This is a genomic window from Lentzea waywayandensis (genome assembly GCF_900115955.1).
Classification (GTDB): Bacteria; Actinomycetota; Actinomycetes; order Mycobacteriales; family Pseudonocardiaceae; genus Lentzea; species Lentzea waywayandensis.
Window position 1 is genome coordinate 808,059 of the sequence record NZ_FOYL01000002.1, and the last position, 12,507, is coordinate 820,565.

At 71.2% G+C, this 12,507-nt stretch carries 1 protein-coding gene (cut by a window edge); it reads left to right on the forward strand.

What is annotated here, in order from left to right; genetic code table 11:
• Positions 1-12,507, forward strand: the 5' portion of a protein-coding gene (locus BM417_RS08635) for a hypothetical protein (protein ID WP_093589710.1). 16,161 nt of this gene lie beyond the right edge of the window; 12,507 of the gene's 28,668 nt are visible here — the first part of the coding sequence; the start codon lies at positions 1-3; its stop codon lies off the right edge, out of view.

Sequence of the window (12,507 nt, forward strand, 5' to 3'; positions counted from 1 at the left end):
ATGAACGACTCCTCGATGCAGGGGTTGCAGGGCAAGGCGGGTGACCTGGGGTCCCGGCTGTCGAGCATCTCGTCCGGCCTGCGCGGCCTGAACTTCAGCGGCAACGCGCTCGGCCCCATCGGCCTGTTCGCGGTGCCGGCGCTCAACGCGTCGAACGACAACGCCGTCTCCCAGGCCGACCGGGGAGCCAAGGCGTTCACCGAGGTCCAGTCGAACCTGAAGGCAACGCTTCAGACGTCGCAGCAGGTCGATCAGACCAACCAGACCAACATCAAGTCGATCGACCCGAGCACCGACGCGAAGAACGTGCGCGGCGGCGGCAACAACACGTCGGGCAACTTCACTCCTGGCGGTCCCACGGCCAACGGCCCGCAGGGGATCAACGGCGGCGGGCGCAACACCTCGGGCAACTTCACGCCGGGCGGCCCCACCGCCAACGGACCGCAGCCGATCAAGGGCGGCGGCAGCAACACGACGTCCGGCGTCAAGGGACCTGGCGGCGGCCCGTCCGCGGCCGCGCCGAACATCAAGGGCGGCACGGGCGCCACGACGTCCGGCGTGAACACCGCCGGTGGTGCCGCGGCGAGCGCGGCTCCGAACATCAAGGGCGGCACCGGCGCCACGCCCGGCGGCGCCAAGGGCCCCGCACCCTTCACCCCGACCGCGCCCGGCTACACCCCGCCCAGCGGTGCCGGCGGCAAGGGCAGCACGTCCGGCGTCAAGACCCCCGGCGGGCCTTCGGTCGGCGCGACGCCGAACATCAAGGGCGGTGCCGGTGCCACGCCCGGTGGCGGCGCCAAGGGCCCCGCGCCCTTCACGCCGACCGCGCCCGGCTACACCCCGCCCGGCGGCACCAACACCAGCGGCGGCAAGGGCGGCGCGACCGGCGGCGTCAAGAGCCCCGCAGCCTTCACCCCGACCGCTCCCGGCTACACCCCGCCCGGCGGGGCCACCGCCGCCGGTGGCAAGGGCGGCACGACCGGCGGCGGTGCCAAGGGCCCCGCGGCCTTCACCCCGACGGCGCCCGGCTACAAGGGCCCCGACGGCACCAACGCCGGCGGCAAGGGCGGCGGTGCGTCGCCCGGTTCGCCCGCCGCGCCCGGTGGTGGCGGCAAGGGCCCCGCGTCCTTCACGCCGACCGCGCCCGGCTACAACGGCCCCAACACTCCCGGAGGCGCGGCCGGCACCAAGCCCGCCACGTCCGCTCCCGGCCCGCAGAACGCGGTGACGTCGCCTTCGCGCGGCGGTGCGACGCCTCCCGCGGCGCCCCCGATGGCCCCGCCGATGGGCGGCGCGAACCCCGGTGGCGCGACCGGCGGCGAGCGCGGCGGCAGCAAGTTCACTCCCGCCGGCGGCGGCGCGAAGGGCGTGTTCGACGCGCCCAAGCCCCCCTCACCCGACAGCACCATCACCAAGGCCCCACCGCAGTCGTCGCCTTCCACGCCGCCCCCGGCCCCGAAGCCGGGCGTCGGCGGCACTCCGCCCACGGGTGGCGCGACGCCGCCCGCCGGTGGCGCGACTCCCGGTTCCCCGGCGCCCGGCGGCGGTGCCAAGGGCCCCGCTCCCTTCACTCCGACGGCGCCCGGCTACAACGGCCCCGGCAACCCAGGCGGCCCGACGACGCCCGGTTCGCAGAGCGCTGTCGCCACCCCGCCCCAGAGCGCGGGCCCGCGCGGCGTAGTGCCGCCCGGCGCGACGCCTTCCGCCGCAGCCGCTCCTCCCATGGCCCCGCCCATGGCACCCGGCGGCGGCGCGAACCCCGGTGCGACCGGCGGCGAGCGCGGCGGCAGCAAGTTCACTCCCGCCGGCGGCGGCGCGAAGGGCGTGTTCGACGCACCCAAGCCCCCCTCACCCGACAGCACCATCACCAAGGCCCCGCCGCAGTCCTCCCCCTCCACGCCGCCCCCGGCCCCGAAGCCGACGCCGCTGTCCCCGCCCGCGGCCACCGCGCCTCCGGCGACCTCGCCGAACACCGCACCGCCCGCACAGAACCGCCCTGGCACGCCACCGGTCTCTTCGCCGGCGCCCGCACCGAACACGAACGTCCCGCCGAACACGAACGTCCCGCCGCCCGCGCAATCCCGGCCCGCTCCCGTCGCGCCGCCGGTGTCGTCGCCCGCGCCGAACACGAACGCACCGAACACGAACGCGCCTTCCCCGCGCACGGACACGACGCCGTCGGCCCAGCCGCCGCGTGCCGACGCACCGCCCGCGCAGACGCGTCCGGCGCCGGCCGCGAACGTGCCGCCGGTCAACACGCCCTCGCCCACGCCGAACGTCAACACGCCGAGCCCGAACGTCAACACGCCCGCGACGAATCCCGCGACGAACGCGCCTTCGACGAACGTCCCGCCGGCGAACACGCCGCCGCCGCGTTCGGACACGACGCCGTCGGCGCAGCCGCCGCGATCCGACGCACCGCCCGTGCAGACGCGGCCGGCACCGGCCGCGAACGTGCCGCCGGTCAGCACGCCGTCGCCCGCGCCGAACGTCAACACGCCCGCACCCAACCCCGCGACGAACGCGCCGTCGGTCAACACGCCGAGCCCGGCACCGAACACCACCGTGCCCCCGGCGAACACCTCGCCGAACCCGAACCCCGCCCCCAGGCCCGAGACCAACGTCCCGCCGGCCGCCGCGCCGAACCCGGCTCCGAACACCAACGTTCCCCCGGCCACCACGCCGTCGCCGCGGCCCGAGACGAACGTCCCGCCCGCGAACACGCCGCCGCCCGCTCCGGCAACGAACGCCCCACCGGCGAACACGCCGTCGCCCGCCCCGGCAACGAACGCCCCACCGGCGAACACGCCGTCGCCCGCCCCTGCAACGAACATCCCGCCCGCGAACACCCCGTCGCCGAAGCCGGACACCGCCGTTCCCGCGGCGAACACGCCGAAGCCCGAGACCAACGCTCCCCCGGCCGGGCCGAAGCCCACCCCGGACACGAACGTGCCGCCGCCCGCACAGACGCGGCCGGCACCGCCGGTCAACACCCCGGCGCCCAACACCGACATCCCGCCCACCACCACGCCCAACCCCGGCGACTCGAGCGTCAAGACGCGGCCGGCGCCCCAGCCTCCCACCGGCGCGGCGCCGAACCCCAACACCACCGCGAACCCCAACCCCGCTCCGGCTTTCGTCGTGGCGCCGGTCGTCGTGCCGGCACCGAACCAGGCTCAGACCGGCACCAACACGGACACCGACTCGGTGTACGAGGACGCACTCGAGCCGACGGCCGAGCAGCGGGTGGAGAGCTACCGGGCCACGGACCCGAAGAACGACTCGGGCTACTGGCCGAACCCGGACAACGACGGCAACCTCGAGCACGGTCCGAACCCGCCGTCGCCGTTCGTCGCCATCAGGGTCGACGAGAACACCACCGTCGGCCTGACGCCGTACATGGCCAAGCAGTGGCTGGCGGACAACGGGGTCACCGTGCCGCCGCGCACCAGTGTCGAAGCGGCGATGCACCCGCTTCTCTACGACGCGGGCCTGGGCGGCGGCAACCGCAAGCCCGAGGTGTACGGCATCGACAACGCCGCGGACTTCCGCAGTGAGATGCAGGGCGTCGCGGCCCAGCAGAACATCCAGGCACAGCAGAACGTGCTGAACGCGGTGAACGACCTCGCCACCGACATCACGACCAAGTACCCGCCGGAGCAGTTCAACTACGTCGGCCTGGGCCGCAGTCCCGCCGCCGTGGTCGCCGCGCTGCAGAACCAGGGGCACGACGCGGTGTCCATCCCGCTGTCGAACTTCCGGCCGCTGCCCGCCGACCCGAACTCGATCCTCGCCCCGGCGTACAACGGTCCCGACGGCAAGCCCAAGACCGAGCCGATGACCGATCAGCAGCAGGACATGCTCGACCAGCACTTCGACGAGTTCCTGGGCGACCTGCCGCCGGGCAAGAACGTGCTGCTGATCGACTACACGCAGGGCGGTCTGTCCCTGGTGTCCGCGCAGCACCAGCTGCAGCAGCACATGAACAACAACGGGTCGGACGCCCGCGTGCAGGCGTTCGCGATCCACGAGGCGACGAACCGCAACGACATCAACAACACGATCAACGCCGCCGCGCAGCCGGGATCGAGGTTCCAGGGCCTCTACGAGCAGTACATCGACGGCACCGGCCGCGCGGATGCCCGTCAGGACTTCAGGAACGGCATCGAGACGCACGAGATCGAGTTCAGGCACCCGCTGGGCGACGCGTTCCGCAACGAGGCCTTCGACGACTTCGCCGAGCACGGGTCGTACAAGATCCTCGACCAGAACCCGGACACGTTCCAGCAGGACCGGCCCCACAGGGACCACGACGTCGAACCCGGCGTCACGCCGGCGTGGGACGTGCTGAAGGACGCCGTCGCGGAGAACAACCCCCAGCCGAAGCCGGACACCGTCGACAACGGCAACGGGAACGGCCCCGACAACGACGACAGCCCCGACACGGACAACGGCAAGGACAGCGGCAAGGACAACTCGAAGGACGGCGGCCCGAAGGACGGCGACGCCAAGGGCGGCGGTTCCAGGGACAGCGACAGCGACACCCGGGACGGCGACTCCAAGGGCAGCGACCCCAAGAACGGCGACCAGACCCGTTCCGCGCCCCCCGGGCCCGGCAACGCCGACGTCCAGTCGCAGACCGACACCGACACGGCCGCGAACACCAGCACGGACAACAAGTCCGCGCAGAACAGCCCGGCTGACAACCGTCCGACGCCGACCAGGGACGCCCCGGCGACCCCGCCGCCAGCGTCGGCCCCGCCGGCACCGCCCGCTCCCCCGGCACCGCCCGCTCCGGCCTCGAACCTGAACCCCGACGGCACCCGGAAGGACGTGCCGAAGGTCGGTGCGCCGCCGGCGATGACGCCGCCGACCCCGGAGTCGCACAAGGGCAAGGAAGTCCTCACCGACCAGTCGTGGCGGCACGACCCCGCCAAGACCGCGGAGTGGTCGAACCCGAGCAACCCGGCCGACCGCAGCACGTGGGCGGACCGCCGCAACGACACCGACGTGCGGACCGTCAACCAGACCGTGCACGACGTCCGCACGGACAGCACGCCGTCGAACATCAAGTCCTACCAGGGACTCATCAACTACGACCTGCGGCGCATCGAGACGAGCCCCGGCAACTTCGTGCAGGAGTACACCGTCAAGGTGCACATCGACCCTGCGGCGAACATGACCCCGGAGGCCGTCGCGCAGGTCAAGGAGAACGCCACCAACGGCGTGAACTCCATGCTGAACCAGGGCCACCGGCTGCCCAGCGGTGACCAGTTCCACCTGAACCTCGAGTTCACCGACAACAAGGCCGACGCGCACACCAGCATCAAGGTCGACGACAAGACCACCAACCCGGACCAGACCCACTGGGGCACCGACACCAGCCCCGAGGTCCTGGCGCACGAAACCCTGCACTACCTGGGAATCCCGGACGAGTACAAGGACACGACCCGGGTCTTCCAGCAGCACGACACCAACTCCGGCGTGCACCAGAACGACGGCGGCATGATGGGCGCCGACGTCCACCTGGACGACCCCGGCATCCGGCCGCGTCACCTGTGGCTGATCGAGAACACCGCCAACAGCCAGGTCGCGGTGCCCGACACCACGATCAACCCGGCCGGCCCGGCCACCGTGCCGCCGCCCGCGGACTGGACTCCCAAGCCCGCCACGGACAGCGCCCCCGCACCGTCCACACCGGACACCGACAGCACCACCCCGACCCCGGACACCGACGTGCAGACGAGGCCCATGCCTTCGTCGACCATGCCCGGCAGCTTCCCCGGCGGCTTCGACGCCGACGCCGATGTGGACGCCGACGTGCGGCCCAACCAGACGCACTCGCCGAACCTGGACAAGGTCGGCCTGGTCGAGTCGGTGCTGCGCAGCGCCGCGTTCCAGGGCGTGCCGGTCCCGAACTCGTCGCCGCTGGTCGGCTCCAACGACGTCAAGTCCACTGTGGACACCGTCCTGAACGACGTCCAGCAGAACCCGCAGAACCACAACCACCCCGGTCTCACGCCGAACGGCCTGTCGAGCTGGGTCGCGAGCCAGGTCGATCCCGACACGCTGGCGAAGTTCCACCCCGACCTGGAACCGAACGTGCCCGGCCTCACCGCCGACGCCAAGGTGGACCAGTGGCGGGCGAACCTCGCGAACGACCTCGCGAACGGGTCGTCGAGGCGCTGGGACGTCGTGAGCACCGACGGCATGAAGCCGGGCGACGCCGACGTGGTCAACCACGTCGCGCAGCAGGTCAAAGAGAACGGCGCGATGCCGACGTCGGCCGACCTGGTCACCAAGGGTCTGCAGACGCCGGCGTGGGCTGATTCCCAGGTCGGCAGCCACCTGCCCGACACGATCGCGCAGTCGCTGGGCGTGCAGGTCGTCGTGGACAACAACGGCGTGCAGACCGTCCACGGCCCGGCGGGCGCGCCGCAGGTGACGGTCAGCTCGCAGAACGGCACGTTCGGCGCGCTCGGCACCCCGTCGCCCCAGGACGTGCGCGCCGGCATGGAGGCCTGGCTCGGGGCCAAGTCCTCCGCCGAGATCAACCAGACCATCGCCGACCTGCGCAAGGGCGGTCAGAACGACGCCCTGATCACCGCGGCGCAGCAGACGCAGCTGATCAAGCGCGCGTCCGCGCACCCCGGTGGTCCGCAGGTCTTCATGAACGACCTGCTGAACCAGCAGGCGAAGCTCGAGAACCGGATCGACGACTCGAAGTCCAAGTCGACCTGGAAGCCCGAGGCGCTCCAGACGAAGCAGGACAAGGCGAACCAGGCCCAGATCCAGCAGGACATCGCGCGGGACACCGATCTCCTCAACAACGTCAACAACCAGATCAACACCATCCAGGACGCCGGTGCCAGGGTGGGCCTGACCCACGCCGTCGACAACTTCGTCGCGGGCCCGAAGGCGGACAAGCTCGCGAACGTCGGCCCGCAGGCGCTCACCCAGCTCGACGCCCACCTGACCCAGGAGATCGCGGCGGCGGAGAACGCCGGGTTCGACACCACGGAGCTGAAGGCCCTGCAGGAGCGGGTGCGCAACGAGCCGGACGCGCGCGCCGCGATGGCCCAGATCAGCCGGCACGGCGTGGACGGCCTGACCGCTCAGGTGGACAAGGCCAGCGGGCTGTTGCAGGAGTTCCGCGAGACCAAGGAGGACTACACCGGTTTCAACGGCTTCATGAACCGGTGGTTCGGCGACGGCACGAACCACAGCACCGCCGAGGTCGACGCGAAGATCGCCGAAGCCGAGGCGGTGCTGAAGCAGTCCGAGCACCAGCTGTCGTTCGCGAACAACCCCGAGTACAGCAACAGGGTCGACAAGGCCCTGAACATGCACGACATCAACCAGCGGTTGGACCGGCTCCAGGAGACCAACAGGGAGAACGCCGCCAGGACCGCTGAGCGCGACGCGGAGAGGGCGGCCCAGGCGCAGGAGGCCCGGGAGGCTCAGGAACGCCGCGAGGCGCAGGAGCAGCAGGCCCGGGACCGCGCCCAGGCGCAGGCGAGGCAGGAGCACGCCGCGTTCAAGGCCTCGCTGTTCGGCAAGTCCTCCGCCGAGCTCGACGACCTGAAGACGCAGTACCAGGGCAACCCCGACCGCACGTTCGAGATCGACCAGATGTCCCGCAACCAGGAGGCCGCGCAGAAGCCGGGCGGCATCGCGCAGCACCTGCAGGACCTCCAGGGCGACATCAAGAACACGCGCAACCAGGTCAACGACCTGAAGAACATCAAGGACGCGTTGCCGGACGCGTGGAAGACCGAGCTGATGCGCACCGACCAGGCCCAGCGCCAGGCGGAGCAGCAGAACCTCAGGCTGCGCGAGATGGAGCTCAACAACGAGATCAACAGGCTCCAGTTCGACCGCAACGACGCGCTCACCACGTACGCGCTGAACCTGCCTGCCGACCCGAACGCCCCCGGATGGCAGTCGGTGACGCCACAGGACGTCGCGGACCTCGAGACCCACGTCGAAGGCCTCATCAACGACGCACGGGCCACCGGCCAGCCCACCCCGGACCTGGACCGGCTGGCAGACACGCTCAAGGACCTCCGGATCGGTGACCAGGGCGGCCCGATCCAGACGAACGACCCCGCCGCCGGCCAGAACGACGCGCCGTCGATCCACACGGACGACTCGGCGTCGGTCCAGTCCGACAACGACGTCCAGGACCGCGCCCCGGTCAACGAGAACCCCGCACCGGCGGCCGAGCCCCGCCCGCGGCCGCAGCCGTTCATGCAGGACCCGTCGACACGGCCCGCGAACCCGGACGTGGACCTCGTCGTCCCCGGCGGTTTCGGCCCCATCCAGGAGGGCACGCCACAGCGGTCCTTCGAGGCGTCGCTCTACGGCCTGGACTCCGCGGCACTGCGCGACATGCAGCAGAACCCGGCGTACAGCAGCAACCCGGAGCGCGCGGCCGCGATCCAGAGCCAGATCGACACCAACTACCGGGCCATCGGCGGTCCCGAGATCTACGACCGGCAGACCCAGTCCGCGCGGGACGGTCTCGCCAGGGTCGAGGCCGCCAACAACCGGTGGAACGCCGCCGACCTGGTGCCCGACGCCCTCAAGACCCAGGACATGCTCGACGAGAAGGCGGCGCGCCAGGAGCAGGCGAACCGCGACATCCAGCGCGCCCAGAACCGGGTCGACCAGTTCACGAACAACCGCGACGCGGCGCTCACCACCTACGCGCTCCAGCAGCCCGCCGATCCGAACTCCTACGGCTGGCGCCAGCTCAGCGACGCCGACATCGCGGCCGTGCAGACCCACCTCGACCAGCAGATCCAGGACGCGCAGGCGGGTGGCCACAACACCGGCCACCTCGAGGCACTCCGGGACTTCACGCAGGAGGTCCAGGAAGCGCGGAGGGACGCGGACGCGGACACGCGCCCCGCTCCGCCCGCGCCCGACGCGGACACGCGCCCCGCTCCGCCCGCGCCCGGCACGGACACGCGGTCGGCCCCCGACGCGGACACCGAGGTCGAGACCCGTCCCGCGCCGCCGAGGCCGACGCCGAACCCGGTCATCCCGATGACCACCATGGCGCCGCAGCCCGTCGGCCAGGTCCCGGACACGAACCTGCCGAGCTTCTTCCAGGACAACAAGGCGCTCGGTTCGATCACGCCGACCGACGTGCGTGGCGCCGACGCGGTCGTGAACGAGATCCCGAACCTCAAGCCGGACGACCAGGCGCGCATCAAGAACGCGCTGGAGAACGACTTCGAGACGTTCCTCGACGGCGGCCGCAACTTCCAGGTGAAGATCGGCAACGCCTGGTTCGAGGCGAACATCCGCGCCGAGATGCACGCGGACGCCGACACGAACGTCGCGGCCGACGCCGACACCAAGGTGGACAAGAACTACCAGGCCGCCGTGTCGACCACGACGACGAACACCGTCGCCACGTCCAACGACGTCGGCGGTTCGGCGACGGCCGGTGTCGCGATGGGCCCGTACGGCACGGCAGGCGGCAAGGCCGCGCTCGCGACGCCCACGGTGTCGCAGTCGAACACGAACAGCACCACCGAGCAGCGCGCGATCAAGGGATCGGACGACGGCTCCAAGAAGGTCACCGTCCCGGTCTCGTACGAGATCACCCTGACCGACGCGAAGGGCGACCCGGCGCGGTTCTCGACGCTGGACACCGGCACGGACGTCACGCTGCAGATCCCCGCTGACCTCAGCGCGATCGTCGACTCCGGCAAGACCTCGGACATGACCCCGCCCGCGGACGCGGAATGGGGCACGAAGGTCGAGAACGCGGTGCCGGAAGCCGTGGTCGTCAAGGACGCCGGCAAGGCGTTCACCGAGGTCGCCGCAGGCCTGCACCCGTCGATCACGAAGGTCGGCTCGCCCGGCCGCGAGGTGCTCCAGAACTTCCTGAGCCCCACCTCGATCCGCAACAACCTGCCGTCGATGCTCGGTGGCTTCGTCACCTCGCCCGACCTGATCAGCCCGCACGCCAGCAAGGGCGGCGCGGTGCAGATGACCGCGACGCTGAAGGAAGCGAAGCTGGTCGGCACGCACGACACGGCGGCGCTGGACCTGAAGGACACCTCCGCCTGGGGCAGCAGTGTGTCCGCGTCCACCAAGACCGGGTTCGACGCCACCGCCGGGTTCGGCGGCAACATCGGCGTGCCCGGCCAGGTCGGCGGCACGGTCGGCGCGACCGCGACCTACTCCACGCGCACCGCGGAGGGCGTGAACGCGGGGTCGAGCAGCAGCCACAAGACCGGCATCGGCGTGAAGAACGAGACCGGTCTGTACGAGGTCACGGCCGAGGTCGAGGTCCGCACGCCGTCCGGTGACAGCGTGAAGATGGAAGTCACCACCCACATGCGCATGGGCCTGCACGAGGCCGGTGCCGTGGGGCTGCCCACGCCGGACGGCACCAGGAACTCGATCACCGACCCGGCCACCGCCGACACGAAGTTCCTGCCGCCGTTCGTCGCCGACACGATCGCCGCCGGCAACGCGAAGGTCGGCGAGTTCACGCCGGCCAACAAGGTGCAGGGCCAGGTCGAGAGCGCGCTGCGGGAACTGCCCGGCTTCGACAAGTTCCTGCCGAAGTGGAACAACAAGGACGCGAACCCGCGCAGCAGCAAGGGTCAGGGCTTCGCCGACGTCGCGGAGCAGCTCGCGAACCAGCGCAAGATCGCGGCGACGCTGTCCCCCGCCGCGTTGAAGGCCAACATGGACAGCCTGCTCGGTCCGGGCGTCCAGGTGCAGCTGAAGAACTCCGGCAAGACGACGAACACCTACGTGAACGTCACGGTCAAGGCGAAGGTCAGCAACCCGAAGCACCTCGGCCAGGCCGACGCGCGCCCGGTCAGCGACTCGACCACGACCGGCCCGAAGCTCGACGCCAACACCAGCACCACCAAGGGCTGGACCGGTGGCGTCCAGGGCCGGGTCAACATCCCGGTGAAGACCGGCGTCGCCTCGCTCACCCCGATGCCGCAGGCCGGTGTGTCCTACAACCACTCGTGGACGGACAAGACCTCGGCCGGACCGGCGGTCAGTGCCACGTCGTCGAACCCCGGCAGCCCGGACGCCCAGGTCTTCCAGCAGGACGTCGAGTTCGAGGTCGAGATCACGACCTTCACCCGGCCCCGCACGTGGGTGCGCACCGTCGTGCCCGGAGCGCCCGGACAGCAGGCGCCCGAGGTGACGACCGTCGCCAAGACCGACGCGGGCCTCGACAAGATCGACGGCAAGGTCAACCTGTGGGTGTCGGACGGTTCGACGCTCAAGAACGACCCGGGCGACGGCTTCAAGCCAGGTGACCCGAAGCCCACGCAGCTCGAGAACTCCCCGACCGTCAAGGACCTGCTGAACCCGAAGGATGCGCGGCCGAAGTCGCCGGAGTTCCTCAACGTCGAGGCGGTCGCCAACACGACCGCGTTGCGGGACCAGGCGATCGACGCGCTCAACCGCGCGGCCAACGGCGACTCGGCGCTCACCACGCCGGGCACCGCGTCCCGTGCCCAGATCGACAAGATGTTCGCCCCGGAGAACATCAAGGCGAACCTGCAGCGGCTCATCGAGACCGGTGTGCAGGAGCAGGGCCTGAAGTACGACCGGCGCGTCACCGACCGTTCCGGCGCCATCGGCATGTCCGTGACGCTGGGCGAGGCGAAGCTGGTGTCCATTTCGGACACCACCGGCTCCGACAACTCGGTCAGCGGTGGCTACAAGGCCGGTGAGTCGTCCTCGACCAGCCGGTCCGTCGACCTCACCGCCGGTATCAACGTCCCGGTGCGGCCGAACGTGACCCCGCCGCCCGCGGGCACGCCGTCGAACCCCAGCGGGTCCGGCGGTGCCGCGGTGACCGGCAAGATCACGCCGTGGTCGGACACCAAGACCGAGTCGAACGAGGTCGCCGGCAACGTCGACCGCGGCCGGACCACCCCCGGCGACGCGCGGACCGTGCTGGTCCAGATCGACGCCGAGTTCACCATCGTCGGCGAGAGCCGCGCGGGGAACTTCCTGCACGGAGGCACACCGAACGCCGAGGGCGTGAAGGTGGACATGCCGAAGTCGGTGTTCGTGCGGGTGTCCGAGGACGTCGCGCGCGAGATGGGCGTGCTGCCCAAGGTCGAGTCGACCGTGCCCAAGCCGGACTTCCCGAAGATGGCGCCGCCGGCGACGGTGGCGCCCGACGAGCCGGGCGCGCTCGGTCTGTCCAACGTGGAGTCGGTGCCGAACCTCTCCGGCGTGGTCAACAACCTCACCACCGAGCTGTCCGCGAAGACCAAGAAGTTCGGCAGCGACTCGCTGATCCCGGACTCGGTCCTCAAGGACTCGATGAGCAACCTGCAGCGCATCGTCGACCTCAACTCGCCGGCCAGCGTCAAGGCGATGATCGACAGCGCCCTGGACGGCGGCGTTCCGCTGCTGGTGCACCAGCCCGGTACGTTCGGCAAGGACTCGTACCAGGTCACGTTGCGCGCCAAGGCGGGCTCGCCGCAGTTCGACCAGGTCGTC